Source organism: Pseudanabaena sp. Chao 1811 (genome assembly GCF_027942295.1).
Lineage (GTDB): Bacteria > Cyanobacteriota > Cyanobacteriia > Pseudanabaenales > Pseudanabaenaceae > Pseudanabaena.
On record NZ_CP101416.1, the window covers coordinates 845,648 to 867,206 of the forward strand.

General features: G+C 44.1%; 18 protein-coding genes. 7 read left to right on the top strand and 11 right to left on the bottom strand.

What is annotated here, in order from left to right:
* Positions 1-3: 3 nt before the first annotated feature.
* Entirely contained in the window at positions 4-585 is a 582-nt protein-coding gene (locus NMG48_RS04045) for a hypothetical protein (protein ID WP_271254090.1), read from the bottom strand.
* Positions 586-776: 191 nt separating this feature from the next.
* On the opposite strand from NMG48_RS04045, the gene NMG48_RS04050 reads away from it, so the two are divergent.
* The 6 genes from NMG48_RS04050 (at position 777) to NMG48_RS04075 (ending at position 7,756) form a co-directional block, all read left to right on the top strand.
* Complete coding sequence (locus tag NMG48_RS04050; protein WP_271254091.1) at positions 777-917, top strand: hypothetical protein; 141 nt, start codon at positions 777-779, stop codon at positions 915-917.
* A gap of 143 nt (positions 918-1,060) precedes the next feature.
* Positions 1,061-1,441: a chorismate mutase gene (aroH, locus tag NMG48_RS04055; RefSeq protein ID WP_126388297.1), complete on the top strand. Its 381-nt coding sequence runs from the start codon at positions 1,061-1,063 to the stop codon at positions 1,439-1,441.
* Between the two features lie 87 nt (positions 1,442-1,528).
* Positions 1,529-3,616 (top strand): tetratricopeptide repeat protein, encoded by a 2,088-nt coding sequence (locus NMG48_RS04060; protein WP_271254092.1) that lies wholly within the window; start codon positions 1,529-1,531, stop codon positions 3,614-3,616.
* 274 nt (positions 3,617-3,890) lie between these two features.
* Positions 3,891-4,559 carry a hypothetical protein gene (locus NMG48_RS04065; protein WP_271254093.1) on the top strand — a complete coding sequence of 223 codons (669 nt, stop codon included), beginning with the start codon at positions 3,891-3,893 and terminating at the stop codon, positions 4,557-4,559.
* A 345-nt stretch (positions 4,560-4,904) separates the two neighbouring features.
* Positions 4,905-7,544 (top strand): M1 family metallopeptidase, encoded by a 2,640-nt coding sequence (locus tag NMG48_RS04070; RefSeq protein WP_271254094.1) that lies wholly within the window; start codon positions 4,905-4,907, stop codon positions 7,542-7,544.
* A gap of 14 nt (positions 7,545-7,558) precedes the next feature.
* Complete coding sequence (locus NMG48_RS04075) at positions 7,559-7,756, top strand: hypothetical protein (protein ID WP_271254095.1); 198 nt, start codon at positions 7,559-7,561, stop codon at positions 7,754-7,756.
* An 81-nt stretch (positions 7,757-7,837) separates the two neighbouring features.
* Here the strand turns inward: NMG48_RS04075 and NMG48_RS04080 are convergent, their stop codons facing one another.
* The 10 genes from NMG48_RS04080 to mraY all read right to left on the bottom strand — a co-directional run bounded on the left by NMG48_RS04080 (position 7,838) and on the right by mraY (position 19,705).
* Positions 7,838-9,688 (bottom strand): diguanylate cyclase domain-containing protein, encoded by a 1,851-nt coding sequence (locus NMG48_RS04080; protein ID WP_271254096.1) that lies wholly within the window; start codon positions 9,686-9,688, stop codon positions 7,838-7,840.
* A 90-nt stretch (positions 9,689-9,778) separates the two neighbouring features.
* Positions 9,779-10,576, bottom strand: a complete 798-nt coding sequence (locus NMG48_RS04085) for a TlyA family RNA methyltransferase (protein ID WP_271254097.1) — start codon at positions 10,574-10,576, stop codon at positions 9,779-9,781.
* Positions 10,577-10,693: 117 nt separating this feature from the next.
* Positions 10,694-11,356: a TMEM165/GDT1 family protein gene (locus NMG48_RS04090; RefSeq protein WP_271254098.1), complete on the bottom strand. Its 663-nt coding sequence runs from the start codon at positions 11,354-11,356 to the stop codon at positions 10,694-10,696.
* A 370-nt stretch (positions 11,357-11,726) separates the two neighbouring features.
* Positions 11,727-11,945 (bottom strand): toxin-antitoxin system HicB family antitoxin, encoded by a 219-nt coding sequence (locus NMG48_RS04095; RefSeq protein ID WP_271254099.1) that lies wholly within the window; start codon positions 11,943-11,945, stop codon positions 11,727-11,729.
* A gap of 111 nt (positions 11,946-12,056) precedes the next feature.
* Positions 12,057-12,296 carry a ribbon-helix-helix domain-containing protein gene (locus NMG48_RS04100; protein WP_271254100.1) on the bottom strand — a complete coding sequence of 80 codons (240 nt, stop codon included), beginning with the start codon at positions 12,294-12,296 and terminating at the stop codon, positions 12,057-12,059.
* 40 nt (positions 12,297-12,336) lie between these two features.
* Positions 12,337-12,486, bottom strand: a complete 150-nt coding sequence (locus tag NMG48_RS04105; RefSeq protein WP_271254101.1) for a hypothetical protein — start codon at positions 12,484-12,486, stop codon at positions 12,337-12,339.
* A gap of 80 nt (positions 12,487-12,566) precedes the next feature.
* Positions 12,567-16,412 carry an eIF2A-related protein gene (locus NMG48_RS04110; protein ID WP_271254102.1) on the bottom strand — a complete coding sequence of 1,282 codons (3,846 nt, stop codon included), beginning with the start codon at positions 16,410-16,412 and terminating at the stop codon, positions 12,567-12,569.
* Entirely contained in the window at positions 16,405-16,809 is a 405-nt protein-coding gene (locus tag NMG48_RS04115) for an STAS/SEC14 domain-containing protein (RefSeq protein ID WP_271254103.1), read from the bottom strand. Before NMG48_RS04115 ends, NMG48_RS04110 begins: the two co-directional genes overlap by 8 nt.
* Positions 16,810-16,859: 50 nt before the next feature.
* A complete protein-coding gene (locus NMG48_RS04120; RefSeq protein WP_345961224.1) occupies positions 16,860-18,461 on the bottom strand; it encodes an AAA-like domain-containing protein in 1,602 nt (533 codons plus the stop codon).
* 143 nt (positions 18,462-18,604) lie between these two features.
* Positions 18,605-19,705: a phospho-N-acetylmuramoyl-pentapeptide-transferase gene (mraY, locus tag NMG48_RS04125; protein ID WP_271254104.1), complete on the bottom strand. Its 1,101-nt coding sequence runs from the start codon at positions 19,703-19,705 to the stop codon at positions 18,605-18,607.
* Positions 19,706-19,953: 248 nt separating this feature from the next.
* On the opposite strand from mraY, the gene NMG48_RS04130 reads away from it, so the two are divergent.
* Positions 19,954-21,309, top strand: a complete 1,356-nt coding sequence (locus NMG48_RS04130; RefSeq protein ID WP_271254105.1) for a 16S rRNA (cytosine(967)-C(5))-methyltransferase — start codon at positions 19,954-19,956, stop codon at positions 21,307-21,309.
* Positions 21,310-21,559: the final 250 nt, after the last annotated feature.

Below are 21,559 nucleotides of genomic sequence, written 5' to 3' on the forward strand. Positions count from 1 at the left end.
TCATCAATGCACAAGGGTTAGCGCTGTGTAGATTGTCCAGCTATCGATCGCTAGCATTAGCAACGTAAATACCAACAAAATTAAATACATCCAAGGCTGAGCTAAAGGGCGTACATCACTGGTATCAATACCTGTACGCTCCTGAACCCGTTGCACTAATCGAGCAAACCCCACTACTCGCATCGGTAACAAATAAGCCTGATCGGAATTTTTACTCACAAAATAATAAACAATCCCGCCCTGTCCTGTAATTCTGGGTTTTAATGCTTGGATATCTTGCCAAGGCAATGACCAACCTTTACGGACAAAAGTGGGAAACCATCTGGGATAAACCAAACTAATGCCTTGATCATCAATAATTACGCGATCGCTTAATGCCCCATACAAAAATACAAATCCGAGCGCTAAGCCTAAACTGAGCCATGAAGCAGGAATTGCGGAATGTGTAAAGTTGCTCAAGAATGGCAAAGGTACAGTGAGTACTAGATACAGCAGCAACAAAGTAACCCGAATTAATGGCGATACATGAAAAATATCACTGGATTTTGAATTGGCTGGATTTGAGGTTACTTGCGATTCAGTCATAAATAAAATCAGGGGTTTGCGATTTAATAAAGAATCAGAATTTTGGCATTCATATGCTTGAACCCCCTCTAGCTCCCCCTTGGAAGGGTGAGGATTTAAATTTTCCCGCGTTTCAAGGGTGAGGATTTAAATTTTCCCGCGTTTCAAGGGGGGACTAAGAGGGGTAAAAATTTGCACGATGTATCAAGTATATGAATGCCAGAATTTCTGTAGTGCAGCTTCGCCACGTTACAGAAATTCTGGTTATTTATTTTACTGTGCGTCCCCAAGCAGAGAAACTAAACGAAGGACTCACAAAGCACTCGGTTTATTTGGCAATTGATCGCAATTAAATTAACATTGTTTTTTAGGGGTAATCTAATAAATGACAGATATGATTAACGATCTAGAAATGTCTGTTACGACACTTTGTCTCTTAACAAACATTTTGTGACTCAATCAAGAATAATTACATACAGTACGGATGGTGTAAAACGTGGGTTGGCGTGTACGTGGCGTTCGTGGTGCAACCACAGTTGAAGCAAATACATACGCAGCCTTAGAAAGGGCTGTGCTAGAGCTTATGGAGGAGATCGAGGCACAAAATGACATCGATCCGCGTGAAATAGTAAGTGCCACTTTTTCGGCAACAACAGATATTGATGTGGTTTTTCCTGCCAAAATTGCCCGATCGCGATCGCATTGGGAGCATGTGCCACTTTTAGATGTGCAGCAAATGCATGTCGAGGGCAGCTTAGAGCGCTGTATTCGTGTCCTCATTCATGTGAATACACCCCTTGAGCAACATCAAATTAAACATGTTTACTTAAATGGAGCCAGAGATCTACGTCCCGATCTTGTTTACGCCCAAATTTGAGAAAATATTTGAGAAAATAGAGGGAGTGCTAAGCGCTCCCTCTATTTTCTAGATACAATCAGTGCAAACGTAAGATATATAGCCCCTATGGTCACAAGAATTTTCCTGTGTAACGAACAAACAGAGCCAGAGATTCGCGATTTCATTCGTGAAGCGATCGCTGAGATCTCAGAGGGGGAGCAGTATATCGTTACTTGGAACTGCGGCAACATTCAAACTCTCAAGGTTGGCGATCGCGCTTATTTCAAGCGGATCGGTAGTGCCAATCAGGGCTATTTTGCCGCAGGTACGGTTGTGCCTGCGGACCGGGAATATCAACTCAAACTGAGATCGGCTCGTTATCGTGAACTCAGTGAAGCCTATGACATCGACTCGCAGGCAAATAATTTGCGAGTATGGGTGGCTTGGGACTCTTGTGTCACGTTTGATGAACCTCTACGAACGGATTACCTGCGTCAGTTGCCCCACTTTCAGGGAATGCCCCTCGAGCCACAAACCGATGCGGGGGTATTTCGTGAAGAATATGTACGGATGCTCGATCGCGAGTGGGAACGCCAAACCCAAAAGGCAATCAGGGCTGGTAAGGGGGTGAGTTTAGTTGATGTCTATTATCGATGGGGCTTAGAGGATATTCAGCAAGGATTTCCACAGGATGCGTTGGAATCTTTTCGCCAAGCCCTGAAGCTAAATCCCAATTTTATTAAGGCATATTTAGGTTTAGGCGATGCCCATGTGAGTTTGCGCGAATATGCTAAGGCAGTCGGCGACTATGGCAAAGCAATCTCCATGCGTCCTGATAAAGCAAGGATTGCCTATTACAAACGGGGCGAAATTAATTTTTTATTGAATCAGTTCCAGCAAGCATTGGCAGATTTTCAGGCAGCGATCGACATTGATCCCAACTATGTCGATGCCCATTTTTCCTTAGGTAATACCTATTTCAAGCTCAAGAGTTACGAACAGGCGATCGCTTGCTATAGCAGCACCCTCGATTTAGATCCCAATCGTGATTTGGCAGTATTTCGGCGCGGACGCTCCCATTACATCCTCAAGGAATTTCCCGAAGCATTACGGGACTTTAGCCATGCGATCGAGCTACAGCCTAGCAATGTCGATGCCTATTACTATCGAGGCTTGACCTATTCGCAACCTACCATCGCCGATGAAACCCTTGCAGGTGATGATTTGCGGAAAGCTATTGTTTTGTATCAAACTCAAGGCAAACCTGAAAAAGCAAGAAAGGCAAAGGAATTTCTAGAAACTCTAGCGATCGACTCACTACCCAAGGCTAAGCCCAGAAGTAGCTATGCGATCGCGCCATCGGAGGAGACAGCATCGGAAGCTATTGCCGAGCCTGATGTCCCCATTGCAACCTCCAAGGCAATTCCCGTTGACGATGCCGAAGAAACTAGCGACTTGATTGTGGTAGTCCAACCTGATGAGCAGGCAATTGCAATTCCTGTTTCGGAATCAATTACTAGCGAAGAAGCGATCGCAGCTTTCTCCAGTGACGAAATTGCCTATCCATCGGAACCTGCTCAAATCGTTGAAGTCGAGAAGGTAGTCGAAAAGATTGTCGAGGTCGAAAAACTAGTCGAAGTTGAGAAGATCGTTGAAGTCGAAAAAATTGTGGAAGTCGAGAAGCTAGTCGAGGTCGAGAAACTAGTTGAAGTCGAAAAAATTGTTGAAGTGGAGAAGCTAGTCGATCGCGTCGTCGAAAAAGTCGTGGATCGCGTTGTTGAGAAACCAGTTCCTTTCTCGATTGAAGATCCTAGCACTGCCGAAAAGCTGGCGATGATCTCGGTGATGGCGCAATATATGCGTGATGGTTGGATGGTGCGATCAGTCGATAAATCGCAAGTGGGCTACGATCTCGAATGTACTAAAGATGATCGAAGCGAAGCTGTAGTGATTAAGAGCTTTACTAGCGATCGCGAGTCCTTTGCCATTTCTGCGATCGAGATTGAAAATGCCCGCAGCAATAAAGATTTTGTCCTCTGGGTAGTTAGTGGCGCAGCCGAAAATCCTGAATTACGCTGTCTACGCGGACGAGAACTATTCGAGCAATTTGATCTTGATCCTCTCGCCTTTGCTGCAAAAGTTCGGCAGTCAACAGTACAATTAGAATTTGCGCCAGTAGCCCTAGGAATTCCACAATTTGAGCCGCAGGGATAGTTTAATGACAACGCAATCAATTTGGTTTGAATAATTCAAATCGAGATTTTTCTAAGGTAGATGCTTTGGGGAAAATCAGTTTAACTAATTATTGAATTTCCTAAGATTTTTATCAAATTGCACGCTATCTTTTCAATCCCCTCAAACATCTATTAAAACAACAAACTATTTCCTAATAATTTAGGTGCTATAGTAGCTCTCTAGTCTACAATTATTTCGTATAAGTAGTGATTTTAATTTTCCAATGTTCTTAGATTAATGAAAAAGAAAACTTATGGATGATAAAGAATTATTGGACTCTACAAAAAACAATGATAGTATGAAAAGTGCTTTAATAGGAGCTTTTGTGCTTCTTTTAGCTGGAGGTACCTCTCCATGGTGGGCAAAACCTGTAGGAGACTTTCTTAGCCAGAAAGAACTGAAAGAAGAAAAAAAAGTGCTTGAGAATAAGAACAAAGAGTTGACTGACAAGAACAAAGAGTTATCCGACAAGAACAAGGAGCTTATAAAAGAATTAGATATCTTCAAAGACAATATTGCTAAGCAGGAAAATCTAGCACTTTTTAGTGGTTATGAAGTAAATTATAACCTAGATACTTCTACAAGAGACATTGGAGTTGGTTTAATATTATCCGAACAAACTAGAAGTAAGATAGAAAAGACCTCTCTCGAAAAGATAGAGGCAGTCGTGATTTTTGCAACTGGGCAAAGATTCGTAAATCTATGGATCACTGACACACGAGGTAATAGCTACCCAAAACTGCTTCAAAGAGAAGAAGGAAAGCCATTCAATCCTGAAAGATCAAACGAATTGTCTTTTGAGCTTCTAGTTAGTAATTTCCCACAAGTTGATCCACGATCAATCTCTAAAATTGTATTTGAAGCAAAAGCTGTTCCCTTTGGCTATAGAAGTTTTATTGTAAAGCGTGTAAACCTCAAATAAATTCTCTACAATAAAACTCACGAATATGACGCTAGATAGTTAAAACGTGATCGACGTACTTGCGTCTTTTTTGTCGGTATGAAATAGGCATTTAAGCACCTATCCCCAATTAGCTAGCTTATCAGTCCCTAATTGTGTACCTGTAAATTTTGCTTATTTTGTGGCTTCTACTATTTTGGAATATATGAAAAAAGAAATTGGTTTATATGACTTAAGCCATCACATAAATACTACTTTAGAAAATTTTGGCAATATAGCCATCTCTCATTAATCTACTATTCTCCCAACTTTTTTGAGATTGCTATACTATGGTGAAATCAAGGCAAGTATTAGAGATCGAGTTTTATGACCCGCAAATCTTGGGATAGCTATTTAGAATTAGCCTCAGAATTAGGATTTTGGGATGGAGAAAGTGACAAATCGAAGAAACATAAATCTTTTCAACTTCCAGGCGCGAAGCCTCATTATAACCCCGATCGCCCCGGACAGGTGGAGCATATTGCCCTCGACTTAGTTCTGGATATTCCCCAGCAAACAATTACAGGAACTACCAAAATCCGCCTGCGTCCTGTGCGTGATGGCATCATGGATTTGACTTTAGATGCGGTGAATTTGCGGATTGATTCGGTGGCAGTCACCGATCAAATCGAAGCTAAGCCCGATCCCGACAAAACCAAGAGCAAGTTTGACTATGATGGCGAATTCCTAAAAATCTATCTCAATGAACCCACTAAGGCAAATGTGCCCATTGAGATTGCGATCACCTATGCTGCTGTACAACCTCAGCGCGGTATTTACTTTGTCCAGCCCACGGAGCATCAACCTGATAAACCCACACAAGTCTGGACTCAGGGCGAAGATGAAGACTCCCGCTATTGGTTCCCTTGCTTTGATTATCCCGGACAATTAGCAACTTCCGAAATTCGCATTCGTGTACCCAAGGAATTTAACGTAATTTCCAATGGGGAATTAATTGAAGTTAAGGAACAGAAAAAAGAGAAAATTTATCACTGGTATCAAAAGGAAGTCCATCCTAGTTATTTGATGACCTTAGCGATCGGTGATTTTGTCGAAGTGCAAGATGAATGGAAAGGTAAACCCGTTACCTACTATGTAGATAAGTCTCGCACGACTGAAGAAGCAATCTTAACGATGGGAAAAACCCCACGCATGATTGAATTTTTTAGTGAGAAGTATGGCTATGATTACGCCTTTCCGAAATATGCTCAAGTTTGTGTAGCGGACTTTATTTTTGGTGGGATGGAAAATACTTCCGCAACTTTATTAACCGATCGCTGTGTTTTAGACCAGAGAGCCGCACTGGATAATCGCTCTAGCGAAAGCCTTGTCGCCCATGAATTGGCGCACCAATGGTTTGGCGATCTGGTGGTGATTAAGCATTGGTCACACGCATGGGTTAAGGAAGGGGCGGCAACCTACGCGGAGGTGCTTTGGACAGATCATGAGTACGGAGCCGAAGAAGCTGCCTATTATCGTCTGGGGGAAGCTAGAAGCTATTTGGCGGAAGATCGCGATCGCTATCGTCGTCCGATGGTAACTCATGTCTATCGTGAGGCGATCGAGCTATACGATCGCCATATCTACGAGAAGGGTGGTTGTGTCTACCATATGCTGCGAACTGAACTCGGCGATGATTTGTTCTGGAAAGCGATTCATCATTTTGTGCGGACAAATGCCCACAAAACCGTCGAGACCATTGATTTATTAAGGGCGATCGAGGAAGCCACAGGACGCAATATTCTCTTCCTCTTCGATCAATATGTCTTCCGTGGTGGACATCCTGAATATAAGGTGGGCTATAGCTGGGATGGCGATAATAACTTGGCGAAAGTCACAGTTTCCCAAACTCAGGATGAACTCTTTGACTTAAAGATTCCCATTGGTTTTGGATTTGAAGATGCTGCGGAATCGCAGGTTTTCAAAGTGCGCGTATTTGAGAAAGAACAGGCTTTCTATTTCCCCTTAAAGACTAAGCCCAAGTATATTAGCTTCGATCAAGGCAATCACTATCTCAAACAAGTCACCCTTGAATATGGTGTTGCGGAACTGAAGGCAGGCTTGCAGTCTGACCCCGATCCCCTTGCCCGTATCCAAGCGGCGGAAGCTTTGGCAAAGAAAGGCGGATTAGAGGCGGTGAAAGCCCTCGGTCAAGCCTTGCTCGATGAACCCTTCTGGGGTGTTCGTGTGGAAATTGCCGATAATCTTGCCTCTATTAAGCTCGATCAAGCCTTTGAAGCCTTGGCTAAGGGATTGGAAGACCCCAATGCGAAGGTGAGAAATGCGGTTCTCAGTGGCTTAGCACAGAACAAAGTGCAGAAGAGTTTGGATTTGATTAAGCCCTTAATTAAAAAGGGAGATCCTAGCTATACCGTCGAAGCTACTGCTGCTAGATTGACAGGTGAATTAGCCGCCGCCTTGAGTCACGAACGGGAACCTTCTAAGGTGGTCAAACTCTTGCAGACAGTTCTCAAAGAACGCGCAGGTTGGAATGAAGTAGTTCGTTCAGGCGCGATCGCAGGTTTAGCCAAAATCAAGGAATCCGATGAGGCACTAGAAACCATCCTCAAATATACGGAACCCGATGTACCGCAGCCCTTACGCCTAGCCTCCATTCGCGCCCTTGGTGCAATTGGTAAGTCGCAGACTAAACCCAAAACCGAGAAAATCCTCAATCGATTACAGGTCATTTCCCAAGAGACGTTCTTTTTAACCCAAATGGCAGTGGTTGGAGCTTTGGGACAAATCGATAGTGCTGGGGCAATAGGTGTGCTGCGATCGCTATCCGACTCTACGCCCGATGGTCGGGTACGGCGGGTTGCCGATGAAGCAATTCAGCGTGTCCAAAAGGCGATCGGCAAGGATGCGGGCTTAAAGCAACTACGCGAAGAACTCGATCAATTGCGGAAGGATAATCAATCCCTCAAGAGTCGATTGGAAGCGATCGAAGCCAAATCTAAACCATAGTAAAGAAGCACCCTATGGGTGCTTCTTTCTTGCAGAAGCCAAACAAGATTGTGGAAGTGTCATTGTCCGAGTATGAGATTAGCTCTGGTTTTAATTGGACATATCGAGAACAAGAGGCGATCGCGAAGTTAGAAAAAATCACGGGTAATCGCCTCTTTAGTTTTGCATTTCGGCATGGTAAGCAAGAAATCAGAGCAAGACAATTCCTTTAGGGTTATTCAGGCAATAAAACCCAAGATACAAGTAGCGGCTACTTGTATCTTGGGTTTTTTATCTCTTTCATTACTATAGCCTTAAAGATTTTGGGCATAACTTTGATTGCGCCCTAGCTTTTTAGATTGATATAGGGCTGCATCAGCTTTGGCAATGAGATCTTCAGGTTTATTTTCTGAATTTGGTATCATCACTGCTACTCCTAAACTCAAGGTGACATATTTACTTACCTCCGACCTAGCATGGGGAATCTCCAGTGATAGAACGGATTCTCGGATTAGTTCTGCAAACTTAAAAGCCCCTTCTATAGAAGTATTGGGCAAAATCACCACAAACTCTTCGCCCCCGTATCGAGCAACCAAATCAGAAGTGCGTCTAGGTTTCTGATTAATTGTTTGAGCCACTCTTGATAGAACAGCATCACCACCTTGATGTCCATAGTAGTCGTTATAGGATTTAAAATAATCAATATCTAACATTACTAATCCCAGAAATTGCTGTTCCCGCAAGTGCCGCTGCCACTCTTTTGTCAGACAATTATCAAAATAGCGACGATTGGGAATTTGAGTAAGTCCATCTGAATTTGCTAACTCCAATAGCCTCAGATTAGCCTGTTGTAGAGACTCAGTGCGTTCAGCAACCCGATTTTCAAGTTCACTAAAAGATGATTTGAGTTGAACGGTCATTTGGTTGAATGATCGCGCTAATCTTTCGATCTCATAGATACCTTTAACTTCCACACTGTGATCGAGTTCGCCATTGGTGATTACTTCACTGGCTTGCTGTAATTTGAGAATTGGATAGGCAATCCAACGGGAAGTGTAGATGCCCAGAATAGTTGCGATCGCGAGAGCTACTAAACACAGTAAAAGACTAGTACGAGTATTGGTATTGATTTGCTCCATAAAATCAGATTCAGGAATAATAACAATGACTAACCAATCAAGTCCATATTGATCTTGCCAAGGTCTGACCAAAGCGTAGTAGCGCTCTCTTCCCAATTGCACATCAAAGTACTGGTCAGATTTAATGGATTGCAGCTTTCCGATCTTTCTTTGTAAGTCTGTAATAGCTCCTCGAATTAGTGGATCACTACTTTTAGAAGCACTCAAGCGCTTTGCGGTCTGACCAACTAAGACGAAGGGTAGTTCTTCACTAGAACTTGCAACAATATTGCCATCTCTTTCTAAGATGAAAATTTTCCCCTTCTGACTAGATTTTAAGTTTTTTAAAAACTTGCTGATATTAGAAAGTAGAAAATCTGAACCGAAAACACCAATTAGTTTCTGGTGATCGTCATACAAAGGCAGTGATGCACTAATGGAAATAAATTCGGGTGAATTATCCCAGTTGTAGATTCTGCTCCACACTGGTTTACCTGTGCGGACTGCACTGAGATACCAGTCCTCTGACAAGGGTTTATACATCCCTTTAAAGATTAATTTCTGGCGATTGCCCCGCGCATCTGTTTCATAACTATAATCCTGATAATTAGTGCGTGGTGACACCTCATCAATGGTAGTCATCCCACCATCTACCCAGCGTCCTGCACCACTATATTCCCCACTTGGCAAGGCATAAAAAATGTAGCTGAGACTTTTATAAACCTGCATTTGTTGCCATAGGTAACGTCCTGTAGCTTCTAGATCTTTGAGGTTTAAAATTCGACTTCTTGCAGCATCCGCGTTAATTTGATTAATTTGGTGAGGGGTAGCTAAGTAAGAATCCAAATGTTGATGAACCCGATCATTAACTTCACCGACCAGTTGGTTTGCTAATTGATTAATAGCCTCTTGACCATTGCGAAAGGACAGATAGCCCACCATACTAACAGCAACAAAGATTTGCAGGACAAAAGGAACAATCAGAACTGTTTGGAGTGATATGCGATGAATAGGTGGGCGATCGCTAAGTTTTTTTAGTGGAGACATTAACGTTTAGCAATAATTTGCATCAGTTGTATTTAGCATTCCCTGATTAGCTCCTCACTACCATTATTTAAATTGTTAATAACTACCTTACTACTGAAGATTGGCGATAGATAAAATCTCCTCAAAGCTAGGAATAATTGTTTCCGAAGATTGCTCACTTAGCCAGAGCCAATATTCGTAATTACCAGTGCGACCTTGGATCGGTGAAGGGGTTAAGCCTTGAAATTGCCATCCTAAACCTTGGGCAGTGGCTAATACATTAGCGATCGCCTCAGCCCTAATTTTGGGTTCGCGCACAATGCCATTTTTGCCTACTTGTCCTTTACCTGCTTCAAACTGGGGTTTAACGAGCAGTAAAGTTTCGCGGGGCGATCGCAATAAATTCCACAATGCAGGCAAAATTTTGGTCAGGGAAATAAACGACAAGTCTAAAACGGCAAAGTCAGGAACGATATCTTCAGGAGCATATAAGTCCTCAGCCGTGAGATGCCGCAAGTTAGTACGCTCGCGCAATACTACCCTCTCATCACTACGGATTTCCCAAGCTACCTGACCATAACCCACATCAATGCCATAGACCTTAGCGGCTCCCTGCTTCAGCATACAGTCCGTAAATCCACCCGTTGAGATCCCGCCATCAAAGCAGGTGCGATCGCGTAAGTCCATACCAAACTTAGCCAAGGCTCCCGCTAGCTTTTCACCACCACGGGACACAAAAGGCGATTGTTGCTTCACCAAAATTGCCGCATCATCTTTAACCTCAGTCCCCGGTTTATCAATCACCTGTTGATTAACCTGCACCCAACCAGCACGGATAAACTTTTGAGCCTGCTCCCGTGATGGGGCAAGCTCTAGGTCAACCAATAAAACATCTAAACGCTTTTTCAAATTTTATCGAACTCACTTATATATCTAACTACTTTAAGCATAAGCCTTACAGTGATTGCAACTGACAAGACCAAAGTAGAGAGGAACATAAAAGTCCCCCATCTCACGGTCTCAAGACTATACTCCTTGAAAATAGGCAGTTACGCCAAAAATGATAAACAGGACTCCCCCGATCGCTGTAATCACTCGTTCGGAAATTCTGCCTGCAATCAGCCGACCTCCGATTACGGCGATCGCTGTGCAAATGCCATGACCTAAAATCGCGCCGAGGGTCACAAAAACAGGATTATAGGCTGCCGCTAAAGCGATCGTGCTAATTTGAGTGCGATCGCCCCATTCTGCTACAAAGGTCATCACAAAGGCTTGAGTCCATACTCCTAGCCAAGGATAGCGCGATAAAATACTGCCCAAAAATTTACCGACAATGGGTAATTTAGAGATGGAATTGGGGGAATCTTGAGTATCTATAGCCTCTTTTGCTTCATTGACTACTGCTTCCTCTGATTTTGCTGGCATCTTGGAAGCATCGTAAACTAACTTGATGCCAAAGATCAGGAATAAAGCGATCGCCCCATAGTGGGTATAGATTTTGGGTAACAAAGCAACGGCTTGTCCCAATAAAACTGACAGCACTGTCATTAAAGCAAGAGCCGCCAACACCGATGAAAATACTGTGCGGTGAGAATGACGCATTGCCAAAATCACAGCGATAAAAAAGGTCTTATCGCCCAATTCCGAGATCGTAATTAATAATAAACTTGCTGTAAAAGCGGTCAGCACTCTGGCAAACTCCTTCAGGTTTTGAAAAGTCCTGAGCGAGCTTGAAGAGATATGCAAAGACCTCACCAAGCTCACATCAGGTGTGAACTCAGTGAAAGTCTCGCTGCCAAGCTTTTAGATATCTCTAAATAAAACTTGTCACTTGAACCAGTCGGTTAAGACAGTATGTTGACTCAAGTGGACTGACTGTTAACTAATTAAGCTCTAGTTTATCGAGCATCAACAATTAGTCGTCAGTAGCTACTCCCTTTCATATAGTCTCTAGCTTACTACAAAAAAGCCACTTTATAATTTGGGCATAATCACAGAAATCTGTTCGTTACGATGCTTGCGATAGTTTTTTAATTCGTCTCTTAAGCATTAGTTCCTTTTATTTGGTCAAGGCATCCAATTTATCAAGTAGTTTTAGACCTAATTCCCGATCGCCTTTGGCAGCTAACAGTTTAATTCTGGTATGGGTGTCAAATTCGACAAGAGCGATCGCTAAAAGTTCTGCGATGAGTTTATTGATGCTCAAGCCTTGACTCTCAGCGAGTTTTTTTAGTCTGAGGTGTTTGTCATCTGGTAGGTGAATGGTTAAGGTTGCCATGAGTCACTCCTGATAATTTGCTCTGGTTTGAGAAGAGTTTACAATTTTTACTCAAACATGGCTTCTAGATTGCGATCGCCTCTAATCACTCGCATAATTTCTATGTTTTCATCAATGATGCGATAGAAGCTGATTAATAGCTGTTTCGCCATCAATACCTTCACCGAGATCTAGTTCTGCGGCGGCTATGTCGATTTTGTTGCCGAGTTCTTCGACCCAGCGATCGTAATGGTTGCGTTTTTCTAGAAGTTGCAATGCTTCGGCAATTACTTCTGTGGCGTTGGTGTAGCGTCCTGTGGCAAGCTGGGTCTGAATGAATTGCTCTTGTTCGGGTTGGAGGGTGATAGGCATAGGTTAGTGGATATGATTTTTATATCGATTATATCTTTATCTATAGTATTGGGATTAGTAAACATTCGTAGGGGCATAGCATTTCCGCGACAATTTCTAAATTCTCAGGTTCCCTTGATTTGGGAATGCTATGCCCAACACCTGACAACGCAGGGACAAGCGATCGATGAAGGCGAAGAGGGTTCTGCATTTGCGAATGGAGGTTTATGTGGGGTGTTGGGGAATGGTGGCGCAAATGCAAAACCCCTACAAATTTTTCCTTTTACCTTTTTACTTTTGCCTTGGAGGGATGCCACAAGCCTGTCTGTCTTCATCACTGGCGTTGGGGTTATTAACGAGATAGTCATGGAGCCACGCGCAACCCTTCGCCATCAAGTCATCAAAATCTAAATTCCATAATTTGACGGTGTTGTCTAAACTGGTGGATATAATCGCCTTGCCATCGGGACTAAAGACTACGCTCAAGACACTATCGCTATGCCCTTTGAAGGTTTGGATTTCTTTTCCTTCCAGATTCCACAATTTGACGGTGCTGTCATAACTACCAGAGGCGATCGTCTTGCCATCGGGACTAAAGGCGACGCTCCAGACACTATCGCTATGCCCTTTGAAGGTTTGGATTTCTTTTCCTTCCAGATTCCACAATTTGACGGAGTTGTCAGAATTGCCAGTGGCGATCGTCTTGCCATCGGGACTAAAGGCGACGCTCCAGACAATATTGCTATGTCCTTTGAAGATTTGGATTTCTTTTCCTTCCAGATTCCACAATTTGACGATTTTGTCCAAACTGCCAATGGTGATCGTCTTGCCATCAGGACTAAAGGCGACGCTAGTGATCCAGCCACTATGCCCTTTCAAGGTTTGGATTTCTTTTCCTTCCAGATTCCACAATTTGACGGTGTTGTCATAACTGCCAGAGGCGATTGTCTTGCCATCGGGACTAAAGGCTACGCTACTGACCCTAGCGCTATGCCCTTTGAAGGTTTGGATTTCTTTTCCTTCCAGATTCCACAATTTGACGGTGTTGTCCCCACTGCCAGTCGCGATCGTCTTGCCATCGGGACTAAAGGCTACGCTACTGATAGTATCGCTATGCCCTTTGAAGGTTTGGATTTCTTTTCCTTCCAGATTCCACAATTTCACGGTGTTGTCCCAACTTCCAGAGGCGATCGTCTTGCCATCGGGACTAAAGGCTACGCTATTGACAACATTGCTATGCCCTTTGAAGGTTTGGATTTCTCTTCCTTCCAGAGACCACAATTTCACGGTGTTGTCCCAACTTCCAGAGGCGATCATCTTTCCATCGGGACTAAAGGTCACGCTATAGACAGAATCACCATGCCCTTTCAGAGCTTGAAGTTCTTTCCCATCCAGAGACCACAATTTTACGGTTCTGTCCCAACTGGCGGAGGCGATCATCTTTCCATCGGGACTAAAGGCTACGCTCAAGACACTATCGCTATGCCCTCTCAAGGTTTGGATTTCTTTTCCTTCCAGATTCCACAATTTAACGGTGCTGTCATAACTGCCAGAAGCGATCGTCTTACCATCGGGACTAAAGACTACGCTATTGACACTAGCGCTATGCCCTTTGAAGGTTTGGATTTCTTTTCCTTCCAGATTCCACAATTTGACGGTGTTGTCCCCACTGCCAGTCGCGATCGTCTTGCCATCGGGACTAAAGACTACGCTATTGACACTAGCGCTATGCCCTTTGAAGGTTTGGATTTCTTTTCCTTCCAGATTCCATAATTTCACGGTTTTGTCAGAACTTCCAGTGGTGATCGTCTTGCCATCGGGACTAAAGGCTACGCTACTGACCCTAGCGCTATGCCCTTTGAAGGTTTGGATTTCTTTTCCTTCCAGATTCCATAATTTCACGGTTTTGTCATTACTGACCGTCGCAATCATCTTTCCATCGGGACTAAAGGCTACGCTACTGATAGTATCGCTATGCCCTTTGAAGGTTTGGATTTCTTTTCCTTCCAGATTCCACAATTTGACGGTTTTGTCCCAACTTCCAGTCGCGATCGTCTTGCCATCGGGACTAAAGGCTACGCTACTGACAGTAGAGCTATGGGCAATCATTCGATTTTTTTCTTGAACTCCATAGACAAATCGCAACAAATTTGCCGTCACCAGCATTTGCGTATTTGCCTTATCGCGTTTAGCGACTTCAAGACCTAAGCCCTTGAGTTTATGCCCTGCAACAACCGCCTTCAACAAAGCCTCAAATCCCTGCTCCCCCTGAAAATCTGCCTTCGCATCTAGGCTCTTGATTCTAACATCAGCAAGTTTAATATCATCATTGGCATTCTTCACCGCCGCCGCCGCCTTTGCCTGTTCCGCTAAGGCAACCTTCACCTTCCCTTCCGCATCCGCAATCTTCGCTTGGGCATCCGCCACCTTTTCCGCCGAGTCCTGCGCCACCTGCGCCGCCTCAGCCTTAGCTGACTCTAGATTCTTCTTCGCCTCCTCAACCTTCAGATCCGCCTCTTTCTTATTCTCATTTGCATCCCTCACCTTTTGAGCAGCATCCCTCTTTTCTTTTTCTGCATTCTTCCCAATCTGCTCAGCCTCTTGCTTTGCCGAAACTACTTGACGATCAGCATCCTTCACTTTAGTCTCAGCCTCTTTCTGAGTATCAGCAACCTTCACATTTGACTCATTCACCGATCGCGTAGCCCACACCCCCGCCGCCGCCGCCAACAACAACATCAGCCCCAACACCACCGAACCCACCTTAACGCGATCTCTCGCCTTCCGTTCCGCCTCAACCAAAATCGCATTTGCCTCTTCCGTCGCCGCCAACCGTTGACTTGTCTCTAACCTCTCAAGCTCCCGACTCTCCCGCAAGAACTGCTCATCTATATCACTAAGCTTCTTCCCTCGCGCCCAAACCTCCGCTTCCTCCAACGCCTGCCCCCGCAACAGAAACCCCTGATTCTGCTCCTCCTCCGCATCCCGCCAAGCCCGAAACGCCGAAGCATAAAACTCTGGACGCAAATCCGCTAACTGACCCTCCACCCATTTGTTATCAAATACAGCCGCATAGATCGGATTATAGGAAATCAACTTCCCATCCCGTCGCACCACTAACCCCGTCAACCGTAACCGCGATCGCTCCTCACTGCGATCATCTTCCAACTCCCCATCCGCCAATACCTGCTGATAGCAACCCAACATTCGCCCCCGCAACTTCTCTTCCACACTAATCACGCGATCCCTAATAGTCGTCAAATGTGGCGGCGCATCCTGCGATTCCCAATTCGTGACAATCCGCTCCTGTACTAGAGTCTCAACCCAGCCCGCAATATTCTCAGGTGGGGCAATTCCTGCTAACTCCTTCTCCATCATTCCCAACAATCGCTGAATTAGAAAAGGCTGTCCCCCCGTCCACTTCACCGCCTCAGCTAGATAATCCTGAGGATTCGCCACCTTACTCGCCAACCCCTGCATCAAAGGCAAAGCCTCCGTTAGCGTAAACCCCGCCATCTCCACCGCATAGCCAATATTAAACGCTGAAGTATTATGACTCTGGATCAAGTCCGTCGGTGTCGCCACCCCCAAAAAGGAAAAAGTGAGGCGATTATATTCAGTCTTAGTCGGACGATCTTCAAAAAATGACCTCACCAAACCAAAGAAATCATCCATCCCAAACTTGAGACTCAATAGGCGATCTATTTCCTCCACAAAAATCACAATCGGCGCATCAATCTCCTGCAACACGACTGTTTCAATAAATTCTGCAAAGCGCTGCACAGGCGACAGCAATTCCCGTTCCCTAATCCAACTCCGCAAATCAAACTTATTCTTTAAATCCAGATCCCCCACCAAACTCCGAATCGCGCTGGCATACCACTGCTCGCAAGTCACCTCCACCCCAATCTTCTGTGGATCGATCGTCGCGCAGACAATCCCCTCTGCTTGCAACTTATGCGTCACCCGCACCCGCAAACTCGACTTCCCCATCTGCCGACAGTTAAACACATAACAATATTTACGCTCTTTGAGTAAGTCGTAATAGTCGCGATCGCATTGTCGCTCCACATAACTAGGCGCATCCGCAGGGAGACTACCACCAACTTGATAATTGAAAGAGCTTGCATTAGTCATAATGGCGGGTGATTTCCTGTTGAAATTCCTCGATTACAGAATTTAAAGACATTTGCCGAAGTTTCGCAAGTTCGGTCAAATTTTCTAATCTTGTAACATCGATCGCTTCAATATGTTCTCCTAATTTAATTAACTCTTGATATTCCTCATCCGTCAAAGTGTTCTCTTGACGTTTACCAATAAGCAAGTCATAGCGTTCTTGGAGATGAGTAGGAACACATTGAGTAATTTGTTGCAATAGTAGAGATTGATCGTTTGGCAAGCTCAGAATTTTGCGCTTAGTTTGAACCCTAATAGCTTGGGCAATTAATTGTTCTAGCTCAGCCGAATCTAGCTGCTCTACAGTTTGAATAAGCTGCTCAAAGGGAAGTTGAGTTTGAACGGTAATTTGAGTCATAGTTTTACTTTTGAGGACTATGCTAATTTCAGTTTAGTGCTATTTCTAATCTATAACCGATCGCAAAAATAACGACGATATAATTCATTACGAATAATCACACCTGTTTCTGTGCGTAATATTAAACCCATTCCATCTAATTTTGACGTAGTCGCCAGATCAAAACGGATTGGTTGCGGTGAATTAACCAGCGATCGCAAAACTTCCGTAAGATGAGCATCTCTTTCCACCTTCGCTAAACGAGTGGTGAGATGTTTCCCAAATAGCCCTACTTCTGTCGAGGCACTTTGAATGATTTGCTCAAGGGAATTTGCGCCACTAGCTAAATTATAGAAAGCGAGTCGTATTAGATAGGGATGTCCACCAATCAATTCAGTGATAGGTTCTATTTGAGATGTTGATAAACCATGCAGTTCTGCAAGCTCATCAACTTGTGCAGTTGTGAATTCATCCAAATCAATGGGTGTACCGACATTAAATGGAGATTGATTAATATCCTTAGTTGTAAAAGATTCCATTGAATAGGCAAGCACTAGCCGCAACTTGCCCCATGTGCGATCGTGTTTGCCCTGCTCATGCCAACCGCGTAGCAAACCACAAAAATCCACCTCGATCGCCTCATGCAGAAAGATACGATCCAAATTTTCGATCGCAATCACCAACGGGCGATCGTCATCATCATTCAATAAATATCTTTCAAAAAATTCCTCACAGTTACCATTTGCGCCAAACATCTCATCCCAATCATCGGTCGGTTTCGCCTTCACCCCAAAATCGCGTCCAATCACCGCACAAAACCACTGCAAGAATCGATCCATATTTTCAAAAAAGCGGCGATCGCACTTTTGCAAATCTAGCCATGTGGTGCGATTACCCAGCCGCCTAGCCTCTTCTAAGACTCGTACCAATAGCGAAGACTTACCCATGCGGTCAGGGGATTTTAAGCGCAGTAGGGCATGGGGCATGGCGATCGCTTTAAAGCATTGCTCCTGTTGAGGCGATCGCGGAATATAAAATTGTGAGCCAATCCTTACTGCCCCCTCAGGTTCCTCGATCACCAGATTCACCTTCGGTAATACCTGACTTTCATAACTGCGTTCTAACAGCACAGGCGTTTGGGCTTCAGGAATATTTTTTAAGGCAATGAGATTTTTACCTAAATCAAAGGCATCCTTAACTGATTTCCCTTCAAACAAAGCCCCATAAAAGCCCTTAGCAAATTCGATCGCCGCCACATCCCCGATCGCCTGATTCATCCCCAACACATAAGGCACATAGCGAGCGATCGCCTCCGCCTGCACCTGCGAGAAACAAGCATTCAACACCACGCAATCGATGCCATTTTGCAAAATCCGAAATAATTCTGCTAAAGCCTCCGTCGGCGCAAGTTGCCAATCCCCCACATCATTTTCTAAAACCAGACCATTTTCGGCTGCCCCATGTCCTGAGAAATGCACAACGCGAGGAACTTCCTGAAGCAAAATTGGCTGTAGGTCATCAATACGTACTGCGCCCTTAGCAACAATGGCAAAGCGATCGCGCAAACTCGACTTCTGACAACATTCCTCAATTTCTCGAAATTCTGCCTCTACCCTCAGGCGATCAGTATTTGATGGATTTGCAGACAGCAGCAGTACTTTTTTCTTATCCACTTGTTTAGCTATGGTTGCGAGCGAGGTTTTGGGGAGGCAATAAGGTAATTTTAATATCCCAGCTAGCGATTCAATAAATAATATCTAAAAAAAAAGAGACGGTGCTATGCACCGTCTCTTCAGGAAACATAAATTCAAAGAATTTAAAGTTTGCTAATCAAAAGAGCTACTCCAACAAGAAATCCGCCTGTCAGATAAAAAGCTCTGACTACGTGTAACTCATGCCATCCACTTAGTTCTAAGTGATGGTGAAAAGGAGCCATTCTAAAAAGCCTCTTACCCATCCCCGTTTCATCCTTGGTTGCCTTGTAGTAGGAAACCTGTGCAATAACCGAGATTGATTCCCAAATGAAAATTGCACCCACAATCAAGAAAGCCCAGAGCAAGTTACCGAGAATTGCGGTAGATGCTAATGCGCCTCCTAGTGCTAGTGAACCTGTATCCCCCATGAATACCTTAGCAGGATAGCGATTGTGCCAGAGAAAGCCCAAATAGCTACCACTGAGACACATACAGAAAATCGCAAGTTCCTTGTTATTAGGGAATAGTAATAGTCCCATCCCAAACAAAGCGATCGCGCCCGTACCACCTGCGAGACCATCTAAACCATCGGTGAGGTTAGTGGCATTACTGCTGCCGAGGAAGACAAACAGCGCAAGGGGAAAGAACAGTAATCCTAGCGGTATGACAAAATGCAATGGCAAATTAATCGTGGCGATCGCCTGCCAATTTTGGGTTAATCCTAACCAAGCACAGAAACAAGCGGAAAATCCAGCTTGTAATAATAACTTGGCACGAGGTGACAATCCCTTATTGGAGTGACGACGCAAGATTTTCCAGTCATCAAGCCAACCGATAAATGCAAAGGAAAGGGTGAGTAAACTGCAAGCAATTACTTTGTCGTTAAAGCCAGACCAAATTAAACCTAACAAGATCCCGACAGGTATAATGAATATCCCCCCCATCGTCGGTGTACCTTGTTTTTTGAGGTGAGCTTGAGGTCCATCTTCACGGATGATTTGCCCAGCTTTAAGGCGACGTAAAGCTGGTACAGCAAAAGTTCCTAAGAATGCGACTCCACCACCACCAAAGGTAAAAGGCAATAACAGGCTAGAACTTATATTTGGATGCAGGAAAAGATCGACACCAACAATTAAACTTATTAAACCGATTGCTAACCCAAGTGCTAGGCTACTCCCTGACGGGAATTTTGCTCTCCTAACTCTTACACCAGTATCAACCATTGCCGCTCCTCACACCCACAATAATCACCAAATCCTTCTCGAAATAAAAGCCTTTTTACAGCTTTGTAACAGATGATTAAAAATCACCTCAATCTACGCTCTTAGATACCAAATAATGGCTGCATTTGTCTACTGGGCAATCATTGAATTTTACTAATTCTTTAATTCTGCCATCAATTATTTTGGATATCTCCATTAAACAGCTTTAAAAATGCCCTTTAACTTGACTTTAATAAAATAAATCTCTGATGACGAGTAAGAATTCTCGACAGATTGCTTTAGAAGCTCTCCGCCTTATTCAAAGACGAAATGCATATGCTGATGTTGCGCTCGACTGTACGCTCTCTCGTGCGCGCCAGAATAACATAATTCTCCCAGAAAGCGATCGCCGTCTGATCACTGAGTTAGTTTATGGATGTACGCGCCGCCAAAAAACCCTGCAAGCGGTTTTGCAAAACTTCTCACAAAAACCAACCACAAAATTACCACCAGATCTATTAATAATTCTACAGATAGGTGTGTACCAGCTATGTTTTCTCGATCGCATTAAGCCCTCAGCCATTGTGCATACGACGGTGGAGCTAGCTAAAGAAAATAATTTAACGGGATTATCTGGATTTACGAATGGGATCATGCGATCCATACTCCGAGCCAAGGAGAAGGAAGATATCCTCGCTAATATTAGCGATCCCGCCAGCTTTTATAGTTACCCCGAATGGCTAATCGAGCTATGGCAAAAAGAATTTGGTCAAGAAGCGATCGCAAATATTTGTAATTGGTTTAATCAAACACCCCATCTTGATTTGCGGGTAAATCTGCTCCATGCCACAAGGGATCAAGTCCTCGCCGCCTTTGCCGAAGCAAAAATTTCTGCGGAGGCAATTCCCCATCTTCCCGATGGTATCCGTGTGGGGCAAGGTGCGGGTGATGTCAGTCAATTGCCTAAATTTAAAGAGGGTTGGTGGTCGGTTCAGGATGCTAGCGCTCAGTTAGTTACTTATCTATTAGATCCGCAACCGAATGAGATCATTATTGATGCCTGTGCTGCCCCAGGTGGCAAGACTACGCATATTAGCGATCGCCTCAAAAATACGGGCAAAGTTTACGCCCTAGATCGCCTTGCTAATCGACTCAAAAAAGTTGATCAAAATACTGCACGTCTGGGGATCACCAATGTGGAAACCCTTGAGATTGATGCCCGTGAGTTTGATGCAGAAAAAGTAATCGGGTCAAAATGCGATCGCGTTTTATTAGATGTGCCTTGCTCTGGCTTAGGTACATTACACCGACATGCCGATGCCCGTTGGCGACAAACCCCTGACGAACCCTACAAGTTAGCCAAAACTCAATCAGAAATTCTCGAACGGGCTACCCATTGGGTGAAGCCCGAAGGCGTGATCGTCTACAGCACCTGCACGATCCATCCTGCTGAAAACGAAGAAGTAATTACTAAGTTCTTAGCAAATCATCCCGATTGGCAAATCGTGCCACCAACTGCCGATAATCCTGCGGCGCATTTTGCCAGCGATCGCGGCTGGGTAAAAGTCCTGCCCCATGAACATGATATGGATGGCTTTTTCATGGTGAAGTTGCAAAAGCATTAAAGAAATTTTGGTAACGCAGCTTCGCTGCGTTACCAAAATTTCTTTAATGCTGATCGCGATTAATAAAAAATATTTGCTAGTACTTTTGCGATAAAGCTGAACTACGCTATAATTAAAAACCTATGACTATAGGTTGAACTAGAACTCTCTTGCTAGGAACACCAAATATAGACATAGGATGTAAACCGCAACAGGCTGTAAAGCTTGCTGCTCTTACATTTCCGGGAGGAAACAAAAAAATCTCAAGGAG

Bases quoted from the DNA above. Each gene is read 5' to 3' on its own strand.
- NMG48_RS04045 (WP_271254090.1), bottom strand. From the start codon at position 585: ATGACTGAATCGCAAGTAACCTCAAATCCAGCCAATTCAAAATCCAGT.
- NMG48_RS04050 (WP_271254091.1), top strand. From the start codon at position 777: ATGAATGCCAGAATTTCTGTAGTGCAGCTTCGCCACGTTACAGAAATT.
- NMG48_RS04060 (WP_271254092.1), top strand. From the start codon at position 1,529: ATGGTCACAAGAATTTTCCTGTGTAACGAACAAACAGAGCCAGAGATT.
- NMG48_RS04065 (WP_271254093.1), top strand. From the start codon at position 3,891: ATGGATGATAAAGAATTATTGGACTCTACAAAAAACAATGATAGTATG.
- NMG48_RS04070 (WP_271254094.1), top strand. From the start codon at position 4,905: ATGACCCGCAAATCTTGGGATAGCTATTTAGAATTAGCCTCAGAATTA.
- NMG48_RS04075 (WP_271254095.1), top strand. From the start codon at position 7,559: ATGGGTGCTTCTTTCTTGCAGAAGCCAAACAAGATTGTGGAAGTGTCA.
- NMG48_RS04080 (WP_271254096.1), bottom strand. From the start codon at position 9,688: ATGTCTCCACTAAAAAAACTTAGCGATCGCCCACCTATTCATCGCATA.
- NMG48_RS04095 (WP_271254099.1), bottom strand. From the start codon at position 11,945: ATGGCAACCTTAACCATTCACCTACCAGATGACAAACACCTCAGACTA.
- NMG48_RS04100 (WP_271254100.1), bottom strand. From the start codon at position 12,296: ATGCCTATCACCCTCCAACCCGAACAAGAGCAATTCATTCAGACCCAG.
- NMG48_RS04105 (WP_271254101.1), bottom strand. From the start codon at position 12,486: ATGCAGAACCCTCTTCGCCTTCATCGATCGCTTGTCCCTGCGTTGTCA.
- NMG48_RS04110 (WP_271254102.1), bottom strand. From the start codon at position 16,412: ATGACTAATGCAAGCTCTTTCAATTATCAAGTTGGTGGTAGTCTCCCT.
- NMG48_RS04115 (WP_271254103.1), bottom strand. From the start codon at position 16,809: ATGACTCAAATTACCGTTCAAACTCAACTTCCCTTTGAGCAGCTTATT.
- mraY (WP_271254104.1), bottom strand. From the start codon at position 19,705: ATGGTTGATACTGGTGTAAGAGTTAGGAGAGCAAAATTCCCGTCAGGG.
- NMG48_RS04130 (WP_271254105.1), top strand. From the start codon at position 19,954: ATGACGAGTAAGAATTCTCGACAGATTGCTTTAGAAGCTCTCCGCCTT.